This window comes from Kitasatospora sp. NPDC089509, from assembly GCF_044749365.1.
Taxonomy (GTDB): domain Bacteria; phylum Actinomycetota; class Actinomycetes; order Streptomycetales; family Streptomycetaceae; genus Kitasatospora.
In genome coordinates, this window is sequence record NZ_JBIVHS010000019.1 from 139,466 (window position 1) to 158,987 (window position 19,522).

General features: G+C 75.5%; 14 protein-coding genes, 2 tRNA genes and 1 pseudogene. 6 read left to right on the forward strand and 11 right to left on the reverse strand.

Features of this window, described 5'->3' with window-relative positions; all coding sequences use genetic code 11:
* Positions 1-207 precede the first annotated feature (207 nt).
* Complete coding sequence (locus tag ACIP4P_RS31775; protein ID WP_400924380.1) at positions 208-1,791, forward strand: Na+/H+ antiporter; 1,584 nt, start codon at positions 208-210, stop codon at positions 1,789-1,791.
* A gap of 237 nt (positions 1,792-2,028) precedes the next feature.
* Complete coding sequence (gene pgi, locus ACIP4P_RS31780) at positions 2,029-3,690, forward strand: glucose-6-phosphate isomerase (RefSeq protein WP_350516344.1); 1,662 nt, start codon at positions 2,029-2,031, stop codon at positions 3,688-3,690.
* 109 nt (positions 3,691-3,799) lie between these two features.
* Here pgi and ACIP4P_RS31785 read toward each other — a convergent pair.
* From ACIP4P_RS31785 to ACIP4P_RS31795, 3 genes are all read right to left on the reverse strand, one after another.
* Positions 3,800-3,873, reverse strand: a tRNA-Lys gene (locus tag ACIP4P_RS31785).
* 68 nt (positions 3,874-3,941) lie between these two features.
* Positions 3,942-4,499, reverse strand: a complete 558-nt coding sequence (locus ACIP4P_RS31790) for a bifunctional DNA primase/polymerase (RefSeq protein ID WP_350516343.1) — start codon at positions 4,497-4,499, stop codon at positions 3,942-3,944.
* 122 nt (positions 4,500-4,621) lie between these two features.
* Positions 4,622-4,978: a hypothetical protein gene (locus ACIP4P_RS31795; RefSeq protein ID WP_400924383.1), complete on the reverse strand. Its 357-nt coding sequence runs from the start codon at positions 4,976-4,978 to the stop codon at positions 4,622-4,624.
* Positions 4,979-5,212: 234 nt separating this feature from the next.
* On the opposite strand from ACIP4P_RS31795, the gene ACIP4P_RS31800 reads away from it, so the two are divergent.
* The gene (locus ACIP4P_RS31800) at positions 5,213-5,524 is read left to right on the forward strand and encodes a hypothetical protein (protein ID WP_400924385.1); all 312 of its coding nucleotides are present in this window, start codon (positions 5,213-5,215) and stop codon (positions 5,522-5,524) included.
* 25 nt (positions 5,525-5,549) lie between these two features.
* Here ACIP4P_RS31800 and ACIP4P_RS31805 read toward each other — a convergent pair whose 3' ends face one another.
* Genes ACIP4P_RS31805 through ACIP4P_RS31815 form a run of 3 tightly spaced genes read right to left on the reverse strand, consistent with a single transcriptional unit; the run spans position 5,550 to position 9,735 of the window.
* Positions 5,550-6,902 carry an AAA family ATPase gene (locus tag ACIP4P_RS31805; RefSeq protein WP_400924387.1) on the reverse strand — a complete coding sequence of 451 codons (1,353 nt, stop codon included), beginning with the start codon at positions 6,900-6,902 and terminating at the stop codon, positions 5,550-5,552.
* Positions 6,899-8,500 (reverse strand): hypothetical protein, encoded by a 1,602-nt coding sequence (locus ACIP4P_RS31810; RefSeq protein ID WP_400924389.1) that lies wholly within the window; start codon positions 8,498-8,500, stop codon positions 6,899-6,901. The genes ACIP4P_RS31805 and ACIP4P_RS31810 overlap by 4 nt, the downstream gene beginning before the upstream one ends.
* Positions 8,497-9,735, reverse strand: a complete 1,239-nt coding sequence (locus ACIP4P_RS31815; protein WP_400924391.1) for a hypothetical protein — start codon at positions 9,733-9,735, stop codon at positions 8,497-8,499. Before ACIP4P_RS31815 ends, ACIP4P_RS31810 begins: the two co-directional genes overlap by 4 nt.
* A gap of 243 nt (positions 9,736-9,978) precedes the next feature.
* Between ACIP4P_RS31815 and ACIP4P_RS31820 the strand changes: the two genes are divergently transcribed.
* The gene (locus ACIP4P_RS31820; RefSeq protein WP_400924393.1) at positions 9,979-10,635 is read left to right on the forward strand and encodes a histidine phosphatase family protein; all 657 of its coding nucleotides are present in this window, start codon (positions 9,979-9,981) and stop codon (positions 10,633-10,635) included.
* Between the two features lie 68 nt (positions 10,636-10,703).
* Here ACIP4P_RS31820 and ACIP4P_RS31825 read toward each other — a convergent pair whose 3' ends face one another.
* The gene (locus ACIP4P_RS31825; RefSeq protein WP_400924395.1) at positions 10,704-12,374 is read right to left on the reverse strand and encodes a tetratricopeptide repeat protein; all 1,671 of its coding nucleotides are present in this window, start codon (positions 12,372-12,374) and stop codon (positions 10,704-10,706) included.
* A 261-nt stretch (positions 12,375-12,635) separates the two neighbouring features.
* Here ACIP4P_RS31825 and ACIP4P_RS31830 point away from each other — a divergent pair, with 261 nt between their 5' ends.
* Both ACIP4P_RS31830 and ACIP4P_RS31835 read left to right on the forward strand, forming a co-directional pair.
* The gene (locus ACIP4P_RS31830; protein ID WP_400924397.1) at positions 12,636-13,151 is read left to right on the forward strand and encodes a hypothetical protein; all 516 of its coding nucleotides are present in this window, start codon (positions 12,636-12,638) and stop codon (positions 13,149-13,151) included.
* A 131-nt stretch (positions 13,152-13,282) separates the two neighbouring features.
* Positions 13,283-14,188, forward strand: coding sequence for a spermidine synthase (locus tag ACIP4P_RS31835; protein ID WP_400924399.1), 906 nt, complete (start codon positions 13,283-13,285; stop codon positions 14,186-14,188).
* Positions 14,189-15,434: 1,246 nt separating this feature from the next.
* On the opposite strand, the gene ACIP4P_RS31840 is transcribed toward ACIP4P_RS31835, so the two are convergent.
* The 4 genes and pseudogenes from ACIP4P_RS31840 to ACIP4P_RS31855 form a co-directional block, all read right to left on the reverse strand.
* Positions 15,435-15,881 carry a DUF4442 domain-containing protein gene (locus ACIP4P_RS31840; RefSeq protein WP_350518078.1) on the reverse strand — a complete coding sequence of 149 codons (447 nt, stop codon included), beginning with the start codon at positions 15,879-15,881 and terminating at the stop codon, positions 15,435-15,437.
* A gap of 165 nt (positions 15,882-16,046) precedes the next feature.
* Positions 16,047-16,122, reverse strand: a tRNA-His gene (locus ACIP4P_RS31845).
* 134 nt (positions 16,123-16,256) lie between these two features.
* Positions 16,257-16,859, reverse strand: a complete 603-nt coding sequence (orn, locus tag ACIP4P_RS31850; RefSeq protein WP_400924401.1) for an oligoribonuclease — start codon at positions 16,857-16,859, stop codon at positions 16,257-16,259.
* Positions 16,860-17,691: 832 nt separating this feature from the next.
* Positions 17,692-18,745 (reverse strand): annotated as a pseudogene (locus ACIP4P_RS31855) (helix-turn-helix domain-containing protein); the annotation flags it as partial.
* Positions 18,746-19,522: the final 777 nt, after the last annotated feature.

Sequence of the window (19,522 nt, forward strand, 5' to 3'; positions counted from 1 at the left end):
GGGGGGGCTCCTTCGCGCTCTCGCATCGTTTCGGTACCGCCGATCCTCGAACCTGAAGTGCACTGGAGGTCAAGCACTCGTTCGGCGTGTCTTCACGTATGGGCGCATTGTCAGATTTATCCTGGGCGGCGCTCAGCCGTCCGCCGTCGACCGGTCGCCCGTCCCCGTTCGGGCCGCCGCCGATCCGCCGTCGAGAGGAACCTTCCCGTGGGCCAGCTGCCCCTGTTCTTCCTGGTGCTGCTCGCCTCCGTGGTGACCATGCCACTCGCCCGCAGGACGGGTGTGCCGCAACCGGTCCTGATGACCCTGCTCGGCATCGTGATGGCGCTCGTCCCGCAGATCCCGGACGTCAAGATCGAGCCCGAGCTGATCCTCCCGCTGGTCCTGCCACCGCTGATCTTCGCCGTCGCCCGGCGCTCCTCGGTGCGCTACTTCAAGGCCAACGCCCGCTCGATCCTGCTGCTGGCGATCGCCCTGGTGGCGGTCACCACCATCGCGGTGGCCGGCACCGTGCACTGGCTGCTGCCCGCCCTGCCGCTGGCCGCCGCGATCGCGGTCGGCGCGCTGGTCTCCCCGCCCGACCCGGTGGCCGCCGTCGCGGTGGCCGGCAGCGTCGGGCTGCCCCGGCGCCTGGTGGCGATCCTGGAGAGCGAGGGGCTGTTCAACGACGTCACCGCGATCGTCATCTACTCGCTCGCCATCGAGGCCGTGGTCAGCGGCGACTTCTCGGTCGGCCACGCGGTGCTGCGCTTCGTGCTGTCCGCGGTGCTCGCGGTGGTGGTCGGCGTGGTGCTCGGCTGGGTGAACGCCAAGCTCGCCGACCGGCTGGACGACCCGACCCAGCAGGTCGCGCTCAACCTGCTGGTGCCCTTCGCCGCCTACACCATCGCCGAGGAGATCCACGGCTCCGGCGTGCTCGCCGTGGTGGTCTGCGCGCTCTACCTCGCCGAGCGGGCCGCCGACGCCGACGCGGTCGCCTACCGGCTGGTCGGCAACGCCTTCTGGGAGGTGGTCGAGATCCTGATCACCGGCGTCGCCTTCGGCCTGATCGGCCTGGAACTGGCCACCGTGCTCAAGGAGGCCGGCCGCGGCTGGACCGGCTTCCTCGGCGACGCCGCCGTGGTCATCGCGGTCGTGGTCGTGGTCCGGCTGCTCTGGCTGCTGCCGGCCGGCTGGCTGTCCAAGAAGCTGCGCAAGGGCGACGAGGAGGACACCCCGTTCAGCTGGCGGGAGAGCGTGATCCTCTGGTGGTCCGGCATGCGCGGGGTGGCGACCGTGGCGCTGGCCCTCGCCATTCCGCTCTCCCTGAACTCCGGCGAGGACTTCCCGGAGCGCGGCCGACTGGTCTTCATCGCCTTCAGCGTGGTGCTGTTCACCCTGCTGGTCCAGGGGCTGACCCTGCCCTGGCTGGCCAAGCGGCTCGAACTGGACATCGACCAGGACCAGCACGAGCAGGCGGTGCGCCGGCTCTGGTGGCGGGCCGCCAAGGCCGGGCTGCAGCGGCTCGGCGAACTGGAGGAGCAGGACAAGCTGCCCGCCGAGGTCGCCGACCGGCTGCGGGACCGTCAGCACGACCGGCTGGCCCGGCTCTGCCCGGAGAACTACGCCGAGGAGGAGGCCGCCGAGGCCAAGCAGCGGGTCGCCCAGTGGCGGGCCGCCGTCGAGGTCGAGCAGGAGATGATCGCCGCCTCCCGGCGCGAGATGCTGATCGCCCGCAGCGAGCTCGGCGCCGACCCGGAGCTGGTCGACCACGTGCTGCGCGGGCTGGACCTGCGCTCGGAACGGAAGTAGCGGCAGCGGCGGAGGCGGTGGGCGCGGCGGAAGTGACGGACAGTCCGGCCCGCCCGCCGCCGACGGTGCGGAATGTGCGCGACCCCCTCCGGGGTTGCATAGGCTGAACCCGGGCAGGCCGTCAACGGAGTCGGCGCACCACCAGTACCGCCACGACCTCGCGAACAGGCGCTCACCGCCTGGCCCTCACGCCTGGCCCTGCCGGTTTCTGCACCCAGATGAATCGAGGACCCACCGATGTCGGAGACCCGCGCCGACGCCCGTACCCCGCTCGACCGCACCCCGCAGTGGGCCGCCCTGGCCAAGCACCGGGCCGAGCTGGGCGAGACCCACCTGCGTGAGCTGTTCGCCGCCGACCCCGAGCGCGGCCGCAGCCACACCCTCCAGGTCGGCGACCTGCACGTGGACTACGCCAAGCACCTGGTCACCGCGGAGACCCTGGAGCTGCTGCGCGAGCTCGCCGCCGCCACCGGTGTCGCCGGGCTGCGGGACGCCATGTTCCGCGGCGAGAAGATCAACGTCACCGAGCGGCGCGCCGTGCTGCACACCGCGCTGCGCGCCCCGCGCGACGCCGTGATCGAGGTCGACGGCGTCAACGTCGTCCCCGGGGTGCACGCCGTCCTGGACAAGATGGCCGCCTTCGCCGACCGGGTCCGCAGCGGCGAGTGGAAGGGCCACACCGGCCGACGGATCCGCGCCGTGGTCAACATCGGCATCGGCGGCTCCGACCTCGGCCCGGCGATGGCCTACGAGGTGCTCCGCCCGTACACCCAGCGGGACCTGGACGTCCGCTTCGTGTCCAACGTGGACGGCGCCGACCTGCACGAGGCGGTCCGCGACCTCGACCCGGCCGAGACGCTGTTCATCGTCGCCTCGAAGACCTTCACCACCATCGAGACCATCACCAACGCGGTCTCCGCCCGGGCCTGGCTGCTGGACGGCCTGGGCGCCGGCACCGAGGCGGTGGCCAAGCACTTCGTCGCGCTGTCCACCAACGCCCAGGGCGTGCAGGACTTCGGCATCGACACCGCCAACATGTTCGAGTTCTGGGACTGGGTCGGCGGCCGCTACTCCTACGACTCGGCGATCGGCCTCTCGCTGATGATCGCGATCGGCCCGGACGCCTTCCGCGAGATGCTGGACGGCTTCCACCTGGTCGACGAGCACTTCCGCACCGCCCCGCCGGAGCAGAACGTCCCGCTGCTGCTCGGCCTGCTGGGCGTCTGGTACGGCGCGTTCTTCGACGCCCAGGCGCACGCGGTGCTGCCGTACTCGCACTACCTGTCCAAGTTCACCGCCTACCTCCAGCAGCTGGACATGGAGTCCAACGGCAAGTCGGTGACCCGCGACGGCACCCCGGTCGACTGGCAGACCGGCCCGGTGGTCTGGGGCACCCCCGGCACCAACGGCCAGCACGCCTACTACCAGCTGCTGCACCAGGGCACCAAGGTGATCCCGGCCGACTTCATCGGCTTCGCCCGGCCGACCCCCGACCTGCCCGCCGGACTGGTGGCCCAGCACGACCTGCTGCTGGCCAACTTCTTCGCCCAGACCCAGGCGCTGGCCTTCGGCAAGACCCCGGAGGAGGTCGCGGCCGAGGGCGTGCCGGCCGAGCTCGTCCCGCACAAGACCTTCCAGGGCAACCACCCGACCACCACCATCCTGGCCGCCGAGCTGACCCCCTCGGTGCTCGGCCAGCTGGTCGCGCTGTACGAGCACAAGGTGTTCGTCCAGGGGGCGGTCTGGAACATCGACTCCTTCGACCAGTGGGGCGTCGAGCTGGGCAAGGTGCTCGCCAAGCGGATCGAGCCGGTGCTGGTCACCGGCGAGGGCGGCGAGCAGCTGGACAGCTCCACCGCGGCGCTGGTCGCCCGCTACCGCGCACTGCGCGGCCGCTGAGCCCCGGCCGGGCCGTCCGCCTCCTCCGGCGGCCGGCCCGGCCGCCCTTCCGGGTACGGCGGAACGCCGAGAGGCCCCTTGCTTTCGCAAGGGGCCTCTCGGCTGTCTGTGCGCCGCCAGGGACTCGAACCCCGGACCCGCTGATTAAGAGTCAGCTGCTCTAACCAACTGAGCTAGCGGCGCCTGCTGACAGAGAAGACTCTAGCAGTGGCCCGCGGTCGGGCCAAAATCGAATACCGGCCGCCCCCCGTTCACCCGCCGGTCACGACCGCCGGCTCGGCCGGGACGGCCCCGCCGGGCTCGCGCGCCGCCCGTACGCAGGCCCACAGCACCACCGAGGCCCCGGGCAGCCAGGGCTCCCGGTCCTCCGGGGCGACGATCCAGCGGCCCGACCCCTGGCCGGGGGACTCCGGGCCGTGCACCATCCGCTGCAGCGGCGGCACCGTCACCGCGTCGCCCCTGCCGTGGCAGAGCAGCGGCGGCACGTCCCGGGCCCATTCCTCCCAGGCCAGCAGCCGGCGCAGCCGCGGCGCCGCGCCGGGCTGGACGAACAGCAGGGTGCGCCCCCGGTAGCCGGCCACCGGGCCGCAGCCGGGGCCGGAGGCCCACAGTTCGTCCAGCACCCGGCGGCCGAACAGCGACGGCATGCTGATCACGTCGAAGGCGCGCCCGCAGGGCAGCACCGAGGGCGCCCACGGGCGGGCCTCCCAGAGGGCGCGCATGCTGCGCGGGTACTCGCTGGCGGAGGCCAGCCAGGCCTCCCCGGCCACGGTGACGTACTCCACCGACTGGTGCGTCCAGATGTCCACGCCCAGCAGCCTGCGCCGTGCGCGCCCCCGGTGGGGCGGAAAGCGCCGTTCGCCGGACAGGGCGGCGGCCGATCCCGTACCCTCCGCCGCTGGCATATGCCAGCGGCCGCAGGTCGAGGTCTTCAGTCCTCGTGGCGGCGCGGCTGGAGCAGGCCGCGTCCGTACTCGATCATCTTGGTGGCGTAGTCCGGGGTCCAGTCCGCCCGCGCGGCCACCTCGGTGTTCGACAGCGCGTCGAACCGGCGCGGGTCGGCCAGCTGGGCGGCGGCGACGGCCTGGAAGTCGGTGGCCCGCTCGGCGGCGGCCCGGAAGGCCAGGGCCAGCTCGGTGGAGCGGCGTAGCAGCTCCGTGGGGTCGTCGATCGATTCCAGGTCGAAGAATCGTTCCGGCTCCGGTTCGGCGGACTGCGGCTCGAACAGGAGCTGCGCGGGGCGCAGACGCCTGGTGGACTCGGGCGTCTTGGCGGGGGAGTCGGGCATGGACGGACACCTCCGGGGTCTCGGTGAGGGTGGGCGGCGGGCTGCTCCGGGCCGCACCGCCCGGTCGTGGCCGTCGTCCATTGTCTCGCGGCGGCGGCCGGTAGCGGAACGGTGCGCATGCAGGCGCTATTCCCGGGCACGCGCCGGAAGGGCGCTCCGGGCGCCGCGCTTCCGGATCGCATGCGAACCGGTTGTTCCGGGTGCAGCAGTCGCCCACCGAACCGGGAGCCCCCCATGCGTGCACTGTCCACCGGCCTCCTGCCGGCCGTCGTCGTCCTCGCCCCCGTCGCCGCCGTCGCGCCCGCCGGGCCCGCCTTCGCCGCCGAGACCGCCAAGGTGGTCACCGGGGAGCCGAGCAGCCCGGGCGGCGTCTCGACCGCGACCTGCCCGGCCGGCAGCCACCTGACCGGCGGCGGCTACCGCCTCCAGCCCGACGCGGCCGGACCGGTGCGCGTCAACGGGCCGACCGCCGACGCCACCGGCTGGAGCGCCCGGGCCGAGCAGGGCTCGGTGGTGGCCTACGCGGTCTGCGAGACCGAGGACTGACCGTCCGGGACCACCGCCGACCGCCTCAGCGCAGGCGCACCCGGTGGCCGCTCAGGTGCTGGAGGACCTGATGGTTGGCCTCCCAGCCGTCCGGGAAAGCGACCGGGACGCCCAACTGCACCGGCTCGGTGGAGGGGTGTTCGTCCAGCAGCTCGGCGATCCCGGCCCGGGCCACCACGATGCAGGCGTGCCGGTGCCGGGAGGCCAGCACGCAGAGCCGTCCGGTCTCCAGGTGGAAGGCGGTCGCGTCGGGCCGTCCGGACAGCGGGTGCAGCACGACCGTGACGTCGTACTCCCGGCCTTGCAGCCGGTTCGCGGTGTCCACCGTGACGGCCGGACCGGCCGAGCCGTCCACCGGGACGCCCACCTTGAGCAGCGCCGCCCGGACGGCCGCCGCCTGGTCCCGGTGGGCCGTGCCGACGGCGATCCGGTCCGCGGTGAGCGGGGCCTCGCCCTGCTCGGAACTGCCGGTCAGCCCGCGCTCCAGCAGCCGCCGGACCGTCGCCGCGACGGCCGCCACCGCCTGCGGGTCGGTCCGCACGGTGTGCCGGGCGGGCAGCTCCAGCAGCGCCCAACCGTGCTCGGCCGCCCGGTCGATCACCGCGTCCAGCGCCGAGCCGTCCGGGCGGACGGCGGCGGTCAGCCGGCGGTCGTCCGGCCCGGTGCCGGAGCGGAACGGCGTGTAAGGGTAGAACGCCCGCGAGATCAGCGGCGCCGCGCTGGCCGGCAGCCGCCAGGAGACCGGCAGCCGGTGCGGCTCGATCTGCGGGTTGTGCGCCAGCATGGTGACCACGGCGCTGCTGGACGGGTCGTAGGACAGCCCGGCCCACTGCTCGGTGCCGACCACGGTGAACGGGTCCAGCTGGCCCGGGTCGCCGACGAACAGCGCCCGCTCGAACAGCCGGGCCACCGCGAGCAGGGCGTCCGAGCGCATCTGGTACGCCTCGTCCACGATCGCGTGCCGCCACGGCGCCTCGGCCCGCACCCACTGCCACTTGGCGGCGGTGGAGATCACCACGTCCTGCTCGACCAGGTCGGCGACCTTGTCGGAGGGCGTGACGTTGGGGTGCCGGAGCACCTCCGGGCCGGGCCGGGCGTCCGCCGCGTGCAGTCGGCCGATCGTCAACTCCGGGGCCTTCTCGGCCAGTCGGCCGACCAGGTCGTCCACCTGGCCGTTGGTCTGGGCGACCACCATCAGCCGTTCGCCGGCCGCCACCAGCTCGCGGGCGGCCCGCACCACCAGGGTCGACTTCCCGGCGCCGGGCGGGGAGTCCACCACCACACCGCGCGGCGCGCCGGCCGGCGGGTGGACGGTCGCCGCCAGGATGCGGGCCACGGCGGCGTCGGCGGCCGCGCCCGGGGACTGCGTGCTCATCATTCCCAATCCTCGGTGGCGGTGGCGGTGGCGGACGGGGTGGGCGCGGGCGCGGTGCCGGGCGGGCCGCCGTGGGTCCACGGGGTGTCGTCCGGCTCGGGCAGCGGCGCGGACTGCCGGACCGTCAACTCGAACAGGGTGTACGTGACCGGCTCGCCGGGCTCGGGCAGGCTGCCCGGCTCGGGCTCCTTCTTGCGGCCCATCCCGGACAGCACCCGCAGCGTGATGGTGCCCTCGGCCGGGTCGACCGCGACGATCTCGGTCTTCTGCGCGGACGGCCCGTGCACCCGGTGGGCCTCCCGGCCGAGGTCGGCGTGCGGGCGGTCGGCGGTGCGCAGGGTGACCAGCGGGCGCGGCTTGGGGGAGCGGCCGGTGGTGTCGTACTCCAGCACCACGTCCGTCACCACCCCGCTGAACGCCTCGCCGGACAGCCGGTGTTCGGCCATCGCCAGCGGATCGTCCAGTGCCTCCTGGACGTCCAGCCGGGCCTGCTCGCGCTCGCGCTGGGCGAGCTTGCGGGCCGCCGTGACGGCGTCGTCCTGCCGGGGCTGCGGCGGCTCGCCGGCCACCAGTCGGTCCCGGTGGCCGGTGTAGGACCAGCGGTCGCCGGTCCAGCGCTCCTCCAGGTGGCCGGCCGGCGGCAGGGCGCGCAGCAGGTCCAGGCCCCGCCAGACGTCCCGCCAGGTGGGCAGCAGGACGGCGGAGAACATCTGCTCCAGCTGTTCGACCGCCGCGCGGACGGCCGCCCGGGCGCGCTCGGTGCCGTCCGGGTCGTCGCCGTGCTGAAGCGCGGTGACCGCCGCGTCGTAGCGGGCGATCGCCGGGGCGAGCACCCCCTCGTCGAAGGCCGGGTCGGTGGCCGGCCCGGCCGGCGGGTGCAGCAGTTGCCCCCGCTCGTCGCGGGCGGTCTCGGCCAGTTCGGCGGCCCGGGCCCCGGTCAGCCCCGGCGGCGGGCCGTGCCAGGCCAGCCGGGCCGCCAGGTGCTGGTCCTCCAGGTGGCTCTGGCCGGTGGCCCAGTGCCGGGCGAGCAGGCCGGTCATCGGCAGCAGCAGGCTGGAGCCGGGCACCTGGGCGCGGTCGGTCAGGTGGGTCAGCCAGCGGCCGAGCAGCGGCACCCGCAGCGGTGCCGGGTGCGGTCCCGGGTCCGCGTCCTCGGCGGTGCGACGGAACCGGGTCGAGCGGCCGAGCAGCGCGAGGTGGTGCACGCCCGCACTGTTGGGAACGATCAACTGCGGCGCGTCGGTGCACAGTTCGCGGAACACCTGGGTCTTCTCGCCGGTCTCCGGATCCTTCTCGGAGCCCTCGATCTGCTCGACGTCGGCCCCGAAGGACTCCAGGTAGGGCAGCAGGTCGGCGGCCAGCGCGGCCAGGTAGTCGAACCGCAGGGTGCGGTTGAGCGGCTGCGGCACCAGGTGCAGCCGGGGAGCGTCCCGGTCGGTGCCCAGCAGTACGGCCAGCGGCGCGCCGGCCTCACCGGCGGCGGTCAGCGGGACGAGCACCATCGGGCGCTCCGACAGGTGCCGGTGCCGGACGGTGGCCAGCGGCTCGGCCCGTCCGCTGCGGACGGCCTCCAGCCGGGCGAGGGTGGTCAGCAGGCTCATGCCCCCACCCCCAGGGCCTCGGCGCGCAGGGCGGCTGCGTACGCCAGGCGCTCGGCGGCCTCGCGCGCGCCGTCGGCCGCAGCGTCGCCGTCGCTGTCGGCTCCGTGGCCGTCGGCGGGACGTCCGGTGCCGGCGGCCGCGGCCAGCGCCTCGGTGACCGTACGGATGCTGCCCAGCTCGCCGCGCACGCCCCGGCCGAGCTGCTCGACCCGGTCGTCGCAGCGGGCCCGGGCGCGGCAGTGGAAGCCGAGCTCGCAGGTGGAGAGGCAGTCCGGACTGTAGGCGGCGGGCACCGCCTCGACCGAGGCGGTCAGTTGGTCGGCGGTCCGGGCCGGGGTGCCGTCCCCGTCGGCGGCCAGGTCGAAGTCGGTGCCCGCCGGCAGCTCCGCCAGCAGCCGGCCGATGCCGGTCATCCGGCTCAGCTGGCGGCGGGTGGTGGCCAGTTCGCGGCGGACGTCGACGGTGACCGCGGTCGGCCGGTTGCCGAAGTCCTTGGGGCAGACCAGCAGCACGGTGGTGCGCGGGCTGCCCGGCAGCCGCTGCTCGGTGTACGGGTCGTCGCCGAGCGACGTTCCGGCGGCCGCCGCGGCGGCGTGCTGGAGCGCCAGCACGTACACCGCGGCCTGGCGGGCGGCGGCGCCGACCTTGGCCGGGTCCGCGCTGCCGTCCAGCACCGGGAAGGACTTGATCTCGACCACCGTGCACCGCCCGCCGTGCACCACCAGGGCGTCCGGCTCCAGGTAGGCGGTGCTGCCGGCCACGGAGAGCCGCAGCATCGGGTGGTCCAGCAGCGTCCAGGCGTCCGGATCGGCGGCGGCCCGGGCCAGCACCTCGGTCGTCCGGTCGGCGCGGACGGCCGGGCCGGAGCGGTGCAGCAGGTCCGGCACCAGCAGCGGGGTGCGGTCGTCGGCCGGGACGCCGAGGTGGGCACGGAGCGGCTCCAGCAGGGCGGTGTGGTCGTCCGCCTTCAGCCGGGACTCGAAGATCACGCCGCGGGCGATCGCGAACGGGGACTGCCCGAAGGGGGCGGGGCGGCCGAGCCGGGCGGCCAGCACCGACTTGTCCACCCCGGCCGCGTCCAGCACGGCGCGGCGGTGGCAGCCCGGATTGGCGGCCAGCGCGGCGAGGGAGCGGGCGTTCAGACTGCGCTGCGGGGCCGGTCCGCGCAGCTCGGCGAGCCGCTGGGCGAGCGGCTCAGCGGACCCGCTGAGCGGGACGTTCGTCGAGACGTTCATGGTGCGGCCCAGTGTCGCACCCGGGTCCGACAACGCGGTGCGGACCGGCCCGTTCCGGCCGCAACCGGCCGTTTCCCCCTGCTCTCCCGGGGCCGTCCGGACCCCTGCCCCGGGCCGGGTCAGAGCCAGGTCCGGGCCGGGCCCCGGGCCCGCGATCGTGGCCGCCCTCCGGGTGGGGGATCATGGAGACCGGTGCTCAAGGGTGAGACCGACCGTTGACCGCCCTGCTGCGAGGAGTCCCCCATGCCCGCCCGAATCGTGCTGGTCCGCCATGGCGAGACCGAGTGGTCGGCCACCGGCCGCCACACCGGCCGCACCGACATCCCGCTGACCGAGGACGGCCGCGCGATGGCCCGGGCGCTCGGCGCCCGCCTCGCCAAGGCCCCCTGGAACGGGCTGCCGGACGCGCTCGTCTACACCAGCCCGCTCGGCCGGGCCAGGGAGACCTGCGAACTGGCCGGCTTCGGCGACCGCGCGGTGGACCGCCCGGAACTGCTGGAGTGGGACTACGGCCAGTACGAGGGCCGCACCGGCGCCGACATCCGGGCCACCGACCACCCCGGCTGGCTGATCTGGCGCGACGGCGTGCCCGGTGGCGAGAAGCTCTCCGAGGTGGCCGCCCGGGTGGACGCCTTCCTCGCCGAACTCAACGACGAGCACGGTGTCCCGGAGTCGGACACCACCGTCATGCACTGCGCCGACCGCGACGTCGTCCTGTTCGCCCACGGCCACCTGCTGCGCATCCTGACCGCCCGCTGGCTGGGCCTGCCGCCCGAGTTCGCCCAGCGGTTCAAGCTCGGTACGGCGGCGCTGTGCGTGCTGTCCTGGGAGTACGGCGCCCCGGCGGTGGAGGTCTGGAACGACCTGTCCCACCTGGAGGGGCTGAAGTCCGGCCACTGAGGCCGATGTCGACGGCTGCCGGTCGACCGACCGGCAGCCGTCGCGGTCGGCGGTGGCCCGACCGTCCGTCAGGCCGCCGCGGCCCGGTCGTACCCGTTCAGGAAGCCGCGGACCTCGGGCACCGAGGCGTGCGGACGCAGCCGTCCCGCGGTGTCCGCCAGCATGCTGCGGATCCGGGCCGAGCGGACCTCGCCGAACAGCGCCACGGCGGCCGAGCCGTGGTGCGCCGCCCCGGTCAGGTCCCCCCGGCCGAGCCGGTCGTGGGCCAGTTCGGCGGTGTACAGCACCCGATTGCGCACGAAGTGCGGCTCCTGCAGCGCTATCGCCAGTGCGGCCTGTTCGCTGGCGCGGTCCCAGTCCTCCAGCGCGGACCAGCACTGCGACTGCAGGCCGGCGATCTCCGCCTCGCCGAAGAAGGACATCCACTCCGGATCGGCCTCCGACGGCCCCCGGTCGAACAACGAGTAGGCCCGGCCGATCGCGCGTTCGCAGGAGGAACGATCCCGCAGTACGGCCCAAGCGCCGGCCTCGCGCATGGCCAGCAGGGCGAGCAGCCGGGCGGAGCCCAGCTCCCGGGCGGCGGACTGCCCGGCCTGCGCGGCGCGCAGCGCCTCGCGCGGTCGCCCGGCGTCCCGGGCGAGGAAGGCGCTGTTGCAGAAGACGTGCGCCTCCAGTGCGGAGTCCCCGGCCATCCGGGAGGTGGCCAGGGCCTCGGCGTAGAACGAGCGGGCGTCCGCGAGCCGGTTCGAGTCGTGGGCCAACCAGCCCACGGAGATGGCCAGTTCGCCCGCCCCGGCCTGGAGTCGGCGCTCGGTCTCGGCGCTGTACTCGCCCTCGTTGAGCAGCAGGTAGGCGGTGCGCAGGGACTGCCCGGCGAGTTCGTACAGGGCGTCGGCGCCGTGCGCGTCGTCGGCCAGTCTGATCTCCCGGACGGCCTGTTCGACACCGGACACCTCGGCGGCGCCGACCTTGCGCGGTGGCGGCACCGGGCCCGGCCGGCCGGGCACCACCGGCTCGTCACCGAGCAGCGCGGGCACGGTGAGCTCCGCGCGGGGGAAGACCGTCCGGTCTGGAGCCGGGCCGAACCGGGCACCGGTGACCGGGTCGTAGCCGGCGCCGGTGGCCGGGGTGAAGCCGACACCGGTGACCGGGCCGGCGGCGGCCGGCCGGTCGATGCCGATCACGGTGGCCAGCGCGGTCGAGCCGCCGGCCAGGAACGTACGGCGACGCACGTCGTCGTTCTCCTCGTCGGGGTAGGGCGATCCATCGGGCCCCCGGGGCACCGCGCCGGCCATCGGCCACGGGGGCCCGTCCGGAGCGGCTGGATCCGCGTACGGCGAGGCAGCGTACGGGAGTTGGGTGGAGAGTGGTGAGCGCGGGCCGGGCAGGGGCGGGAACGTCGGATGGATCGGAGGGTGGGGCGGGGCTCCGGCCGCGCCGACCGGGTCGGCCGCCGTCCGGCGGCGGACGGCGGTGCGCGGGGCGAAGCCGAGTTCGGTGAGCGTGCGCCCCGGCCACATGTGCCGGAAGACCCGCTCGTAGGCGTAGTTGGGGCAGCGGATCTCACCGGACTCGACCCGGCCGACGTAACGGGCGTCGCAGGACACGTGCTCGCCGATCTCGCGAGCGGCCCGGCGTACCGCCACGGCGAACTCGCCGGGTGAGCGGTCGCCGCGCAGTGCGCGCATCACGGGGTTGGGGGACGGTCGGTTCGGCTCGGCCGGTGGGGTGGCTGCCATGGCGCCGAGAGTACTCGGAGTCACCGGTCGGCCACAGTCGGTTCGTGCGACATCTCCGGTCAATCCGGGGCGAAGCGGGCGTAGTTGCCGGATATCCGCCATGAAATGCCATGCCTTGCTGTAAGGCGCCCCGTGGCTTCCGGTACTCCTGCCGCGTTGTCCTGATACCTGGAAGCCCAGGCCGTCCCCCGGCCCGTCCCCCGGTCCGCGGCCCCACCCGCGGCGGCACCGCTTCCGCCCCGACGAGGTACAGGAGGGCCCATGATGGCCACCGGACTGCCGCAGCACCGACCCGTCGCCGGGGGTGTGCTCGCCGCCGCCGTCCCCGCCCTGCTCCCCGAGCCCGCCGACGACCGGTTCCCCGGCCGGGGCCCGGTCGAGGGCGGCCGCAGCTCCTGCGGCGGACCGGGCCGAGGCCGCGCCGTCCCCGTCGAGGACACCCTCGTCACCGGCTGCGACACCGTGACGGTCGCCCTGCGGCACGGCCTGGAGGCCGTCGACATCCTGCGGCTGCGCCGGGCCTGCGGGGCCGTCCTGCAGAGCCGCAACGGCAGCACCGTCTCCTTCCTCGTCCCGGCCGGCACCTGGGAGACCTGGCACCTGCCCGGCAGCTCCTGTACGGCCGGCGCCCTGGTGCCCGGCGCCACCGACCCGCGCTGGGTGATCCCGCCCGCCGGTTCCGCACGCGCCACCCGCCCCACCGACGCCTGGGTGCTCCGCTCCGCCCTCTGCGAGGCCGCCTGCACGCTCACCGCGGGCGGCCTCGGCCCGTTCTAGCGGGCGTGCCGCGCGGATCCCGCCGGGCCCGTACGCCCACCGGCCGGATCCCCGCAGCACGCCCCTGACCTGGGCGGGCGCCCCGTCGGCCGGGGCGCCCGCCCAGGTCGCCCGCGGCGATAATGGCGGGTATGGGACGAAGCAACAGGGCCGCGCGCAGCCCCGAACCGGCGCTCACCACCGGCACGGACGGCCGCAGCCACGCCCAGGGGCCGCTCCTTCGCGCGGTCGGCTCCGGCCGGGCCGAACTGCGCCCCGACCGCGACCGCCCGCAGGCCTGGTCGCTGCTCGTCGACGGCGCCCCGCAGTCCCTGGTCGACCTCGCCGACCCCACCCACCTGGGCTTCGAGTACCAGCGCCGACTCGGCCACCTGATCGACCTGGTCGCCCCGCCGGGCCGTCCGCTGACCGTCCTGCACCTGGGCGGCGGCGCCCTCACCCTGGCCCGCTACGTGGCCGCCACCCGGCCGCGGTCCCGCCAGCAGGTCGCCGAGATCGACACCGCGCTCACCGAACTCGTCCGCACCGAACTCCCGTTGGAGCGCGGCTGGCAGATCAAGGTGCGCGGCGCGGACGCCCGCAGCGTGCTGGAACGCACCCCCGAGGGCAGCGTCGACCTGGTCATCACCGACGTCTTCTCCGGCGCCCGCACCCCGGCCCACTGCACCACGGTCGAGTTCACCACCGTGGCCGCCCGCGCCCTCGCCCCCGGCGGCTGGTACGCCGCCAACCTCGCCGACGGCGGCGCCCTGCCCTTCGCCCGCTCCCAAGTCGCCACCGTCGGTGCGGTGTTCCCCGAACTGTGCCTCACCGCCGACCCCGCCGTGCTGCGCGGCAAGCGCTTCGGCAACCTGATCCTGGCCGCCGCCCACACTCCGCTCCCGATCGCCGACCTCACCCGCCGGGTCGCCTCCGACTCCTCCCACGGACGGGTCGAACACGGCCGCGCCCTGGCCGACTTCACCGCCGGCGCCGTCCCGGCCACCGACGCCACGGCGAGCCCTTCCCCGGAGCCGCCGCCGAGCGTCTTCCGCTGACCGGCTTCCGTTGACCGTCTTCCGCTGACCGGCTTCCGTTGACCGTCTTCCGCTGACCGGCCGACCCTTCGGCGTCCCGGACCCTCCCGGGCACACCCGGGCACACCCGGCCCGGGTCCCGCCGTGCGCCGTGCTCAGTGCCCGCGCGGCAGTCCGCGGTGCTTGCACATCGCCGCGCCGGTGAGCAGCAGTCCGGCGGCGATCGGGGCGAGTACGGCGGTCGCGGTGGCGGACCCGTCCACGGCCGCTGTGACGGTCGCCGTGTCGGCGAGGGCGAGCGCCTCGGCGGTCCCGTCGCCCGGCGGGGGGGGGCCGGCCCCCCCGGGGGCCCCCCCCCCCGGGCCCCCCGGGGGGGGGGGGGGGGGGCGGCGCCCCGGGGCCGCCGGCGGCGGGGGCGGCGGCGCGGCCCGCGGGGGCGGGGCCGCGGGGGGGGGGGGGGGGGGGGGGGGGGGGGGGGGGGGGGGGTTGGGGGGGGGGCCGGCGGGGCCCCCCCCCCCCCCCCCCGACGGGTTCCGGTGCGACCGTCCCCTCGCGGGCCGCGGCCTCCTGGACGGCGGGAGTGCCGTTCGGTGCGGGCCCGGTCCGGCCGGCCGGGTCGGCGGTGCCGCCGGCGCGAGGCCGGGGGACGGCGGGCAGCGCGGTGGGTTCGCCCTCACGGGAGGCGCGGGTCCGGTCGGGTCGGTCCTGGGCGGGGACGGTGCCGAGCAGCCCGGAGGCGAGGGCGAAGGCGTCGGGGAGGGCGGCGCCCTGGCCGGGCAGCGGGAGTCCGCCGGCCCGGATGCGTTCCTGGAGGGCCTCGCCGACCGTTCCGACCTCCCCGCCCGGCGCGGTTCCGTCGGTCAGCCCCCCGACGAGCCCGCCGTCACCGCCCGGTCCGCCGGGTCGGACGGCTGACGGCCCGTCCAGCGCGGGTGGACCGTGCAGGCTCCGGCGGACGGCCGCTCCGGGCTGCCCCGGGGAGGGTTCGGCGGTGGCCGCGTACGCGCCGGGGGCGCCGATGCCCCAGAGCTGTACGAGCAGGGCCCCGCCGGCGGCGACGGTGCGGGGGCGGGGGAGCCACCGGGCGACCGCCCGCCGTGCTCCGGCGTCGCCGCTGGGGGCGGGTTCCTGGGGCTCGGTCGCGTGATTGGCTCGCACGTGAGTTGAGAACGAGCGGGCGGGGGGTGAGGTCACGCCCGCCGTCACGGACAGTCATCGCACGGTCGGCCCCGGGGCCGTGTTCCCGGGGCCACCGGCCGTGCGGCGGTCAGGAGTTGGGGCGCAGGGTCCAGGTGATCGTCATCACACCGGTGACCGCGCCGTCGGCGCGGGTGATCTCGACGGTGACCGGGAACACGGGGCGGCCGCCGGCGTCCAGCTCGGCGACGACCTCGGCGACCGGGCGGCCCAGCACGGCGGTGGCGGTGACCTCGCCCATGGCCAGCTTCTTGTAGGCGATCTCGGCGTTCACGGCGAGCGGCACGGCCCGGGACATCTGGTCCCCGAAGGCGGCGATCACGATGCAGCCGCTGGCGGACTCGGCGAGGGTGAACATCGCGCCGGCGTGCGGGCCGCCGACGTGGTTGTGGAACGCGGGCTGGTCGGGCAGCCGGAGCACGGCGCGCTCGGCGGTGGTCTCCAGGTACTCGAGCTTGAGGGTGTGCGCCATCGGCACGGTGGAGTCGAGCATCTGGCCGATCGAAGGAGTGGTCATGGCGAAGATGTTACTAGCCGGTAGCTTATTGCGGCAGGGGTCGGTCGGAAAACCTCGGCCACCGGGCCACCGGGTGGAACCGGGAGCGCATCCGATCGGGCGGCGTGCGGGAACGCCAAAACGCCTGAGGGGCCGATCTCTTGAAGAGATCGGCCCCTCAGGCTCTGGGGTGAGTAACGGGACTCGAACCCGCGGCCACCTGGACCACAACCAGGTGCTCTACCAACTGAGCTATACCCACCATCTGTCCGGTCCGTTCGCGCTTCCGCGTTCCCGTTCCGACAGGAAGAACTGTACAGGATCCGAGGGGGTGCTCGCGCCGGGGTTCCGCCCCGGTGGACGAGGGCACCCCCTCCGACCCTGCGACGGGCCCCGTCAGTCGGTCGCGGCCCGGTACTTCTCGGCGATCGTGCGCGCGGTCTCGGCGTCCGGACCGGGCTGCGGGACGAACACCGCCTCGCGGTAGTAGCGCAGTTCGTCGATGCTCTCGCGGATGTCGGCGAGCGCCCGGTGGTTCCCGCCCTTCGGCGGGCTGTTGTAGTACGCCTTCGGGTACCAGCGGCGGGCCAGCTCCTTGATCGAGGAGACGTCCACGATCCGGTAGTGCAGGTGCTTCTCCAGCGCGGGCATGTCCCGGGCCAGGAAACCGCGGTCGGTGGCCACCGAGTTGCCGCACAGCGGCGTCTTCCCGGCCTCCGGCACGTGCTCGCGCACGTACGCGAGGACCCGATCCTCGGCCTCGGCCAGGGTCACGCCCTGCTCCAGCTCCTCCAGCAGGCCGGAGGAGGTGTGCATCTCGCGCACCACCTCCGGCATGTTCGCCAACGCCTCCGCCGGCGGGCGGATGATGACGTCCACGCCCTCGCCGAGGATGTTCAGCTCGGAGTCCGTCACCAGCACCGCGACCTCGACCAGGGCGTCCCGGTCGAGGTCGAGGCCGGTCATTTCACAGTCGATCCATACCAAACGGTCATTCACGCAACTCACCCTACGGCGCGATCACGCGCCGCGGGGACCGGTGGAGCCGACCGGGGTGCCGTCGCGGCGGCCTCGGACTGGTGCTCCTCCGCCCCGGCGTGGGTGCCGCGGCCCTCCGGGTGGTCACCCTCCCGGTCGGTCCGGACCGCGTGGCCGTCCCGCCCGGGACGGGCCTCGCGCGTCGCCCGTCCGCCGTCCGGGGCGGCCGCCCGGGCCCCCGCCGGGGTACGGACCTGCGGCGCCCGGGCCTGCCGGCCCCGGAGCTCGCCCGCCCCGGCCGCCGGCTGCCCGGCGGCACCGGCCGGCACCCGTCCGGTCGGAGCACCGTGCGCCCGCCCGGCCGCACCCGGCTCGTCCCCGGGCCGCTCGACCGCGCTGCGGTGCCCCTGGCCCTGACCGCGCGCCCCCGGCTGGGGGTGGCCGTCCTCCGCCGCGGCGTGCTCGGCGGTGCGCGGCGGACGCCCCGCACCCGGAGCGGCCTGCGGCGGGACCAGCGGCGTCCGCAGCTGACCGCGTGCCGCACCCTGCTGCCCGGGGTGCGACTGCTGCGCGGCCTGCTGGTGCGGGTACGGCTGGCCCGCGCGCCCGTGGAAGCCCTGGCCGGCCGGCGTCCCGACCTGCCCCGGACCGTACGGACCGGGCTGCCCGTGCTGGCCCGGCTGGCCGCCCGGCACCTGTGCGCCCGGACCGGCCGGGAACGGGTGGGCCTGCGGACCGCCGTGCACCCCGGCGCCGAACGGCCCGCCCGCCGCCGCTGCGGCCGCGGCCGCAGCGTGCTGCAGCGCGCCGGGCAGCCGGAGGTCGGCCCCGTGCGCCCCGGCGGGCGTCGGCGCCTGCTGCCCGGGCCGACGGGCCCGGTAGCTGGTCCGGTACGCGGCCGGGGAGACCCCGAGCTGACGGCGGAAGTGCCCGCGCAGCGCGACCGGCGACCGGAACCCGCACCGGCGCGCCACGTCGTCCACCGACAGCTCCGAGGTCTCCAGCAGCCGCTGCGCCTGCAGCACCCGCTGGGTGATCAGCCACTGCAGCGGCGCACTGCCGGTGAGCGTGCGGAAGCGGCGGTCGAAGGTGCGCCGGCTCATGTAGGCGCGGGCCGCCAGCACCTCGACGTCGAACTGCTGGTTGAGGTTCTCCAGCGCCCAGGTGACCACCTCGGCCAACGGGTCGTTGCCGATCTCCTCCGGTAAAGACTGATCGATGTACTGGGCCTGTCCTCCGCCGCTGCGGCGACTGGGCACCACCAGGCGGCGGGCCAGCGCGTTGGCGGCCTCGGCGCCGTGGTCGCTGCGCACCACGTGCAGGCACAGGTCGATCCCGGCGGCGGTGCCGGCCGAGGTCAGCACGTCGCCGTCGTCCACGAACAGCTCGCGGGGGTCGACGTGCACCCGCGGGTAGCGCTTGGCCAGGGTCGGCGCGTACATCCAGTGGGTGGTCGCCGGGCGGCCGTCCAGCAGGCCCGCCGCGGCGAGCACGAAGGCGCCGGTGCACAGGCCGATGATCCGGGCGCCCTCGTGGTGGGCCTTGCGCAGGGCGGTGATCGCCTCGACCGGCGGCGGCTGGGAGATCGAGCGCCAGGCTGGTACGACGATCGTGCCGGCCCGGGCGAGCGCCTCCAGGCCGTACGGCGCCGAGAGGGTCAGGCCGCCGGTGGTGGCCAGCGGGCCCTCCTCGCCGGCGCAGACCAGCAGCCGGTAGCGGGGGACCCCGGCGTCCTGGCGGTCCACGCCGAAGACGGAGAGCGGGATGGAGCTCTCGAAGATCGGTGCACCGCCGAAGATCAGCACCGCGACCGTCTCCCGGCGGCGCCGGCCGGACAGCTTGCGCGGGGCGCCGACCGCCGACGGGGAGCTCGGGGAGCCGCTGCCGCCCGGCCCGCCGTGACCCAGCGGGCCGTGGCCGGGGGCGGTGCCCAGGGCGAGGCCGCCGCCGAGCGGGCCGGTGCCGGCGCCGTTCAGCCCGGGGGTCGCGCCGCCGGCGGGGTAGACCGGGTGGCCGGGGTAGCCCGGGGTGCCGGCGTGGGCCGGGCTCCCGGGGTGGCCGGGGTGTCCCGGGTGGGCCGGGTACTCGCCGCCGTAGGTCGGGGCGGGGCCGCCGTAGGCCTGGGCCGGACTGACGGGTCCTCGGCTGACGGGCTGTCCGAGCGGGTTCGGGTGGCCGCCCTGGTACGCCGGGGCGCCGTAGGGCGCCGGTCCGCCGTGCGTGGCGCTCCCGTGCGTCGGGCTGCCGTGCTGCGGACCGCCGTGCTGTGGACCGCCGTGCTGCGGGCCGCCCGGTTCGGCCTGGGCGTGGCCGGCGGGCGACGGCACGACCGGATAGGAGGAGTGCGAGGCGGGGCCCGAGGTGCTCGGGGTGCCGGAGGTGCGGGTGGTGGCGGCGATCGCGGAGTTGCCGGTGCTTCTGACGGTCCGACTCGCGGTGCCGGCCGGCGCCTGGCCGCTGTCAGGACCCGCGTCGCTCCTGCTCACCCTGCTCAAGGCGCTCAAGCCCCCTCGGTGGTGTGGTGTGGGTGGTGCGGCACTGCTGGCCAAGATCGAAATCTATCGGGTGGACCGTTGCCGTTGTGACAAGTTCACCATCCGACGCTATGTCGACATGGCAATTTGGCGTGATGCATTCGATCACGAAGCGTGGCACCCGTCGACCCTTCTGGGAAGAGGGCCGGT

Excerpts from the sequence above, each read along its gene's own strand:
- pgi (WP_350516344.1), top strand. The coding sequence starts at position 2,029 with ATGTCGGAGACCCGCGCCGACGCCCGTACCCCGCTCGACCGCACCCCG.
- ACIP4P_RS31795 (WP_400924383.1), bottom strand. The coding sequence starts at position 4,978 with ATGCCCGACTCCCCCGCCAAGACGCCCGAGTCCACCAGGCGTCTGCGC.
- ACIP4P_RS31800 (WP_400924385.1), top strand. The coding sequence starts at position 5,213 with ATGCGTGCACTGTCCACCGGCCTCCTGCCGGCCGTCGTCGTCCTCGCC.
- ACIP4P_RS31805 (WP_400924387.1), bottom strand. The coding sequence starts at position 6,902 with ATGATGAGCACGCAGTCCCCGGGCGCGGCCGCCGACGCCGCCGTGGCC.
- ACIP4P_RS31810 (WP_400924389.1), bottom strand. The coding sequence starts at position 8,500 with ATGAGCCTGCTGACCACCCTCGCCCGGCTGGAGGCCGTCCGCAGCGGA.
- ACIP4P_RS31815 (WP_400924391.1), bottom strand. The coding sequence starts at position 9,735 with ATGAACGTCTCGACGAACGTCCCGCTCAGCGGGTCCGCTGAGCCGCTC.
- ACIP4P_RS31820 (WP_400924393.1), top strand. The coding sequence starts at position 9,979 with ATGCCCGCCCGAATCGTGCTGGTCCGCCATGGCGAGACCGAGTGGTCG.
- ACIP4P_RS31825 (WP_400924395.1), bottom strand. The coding sequence starts at position 12,374 with ATGGCAGCCACCCCACCGGCCGAGCCGAACCGACCGTCCCCCAACCCC.
- ACIP4P_RS31830 (WP_400924397.1), top strand. The coding sequence starts at position 12,636 with ATGATGGCCACCGGACTGCCGCAGCACCGACCCGTCGCCGGGGGTGTG.
- ACIP4P_RS31835 (WP_400924399.1), top strand. The coding sequence starts at position 13,283 with ATGGGACGAAGCAACAGGGCCGCGCGCAGCCCCGAACCGGCGCTCACC.
- ACIP4P_RS31840 (WP_350518078.1), bottom strand. The coding sequence starts at position 15,881 with ATGACCACTCCTTCGATCGGCCAGATGCTCGACTCCACCGTGCCGATG.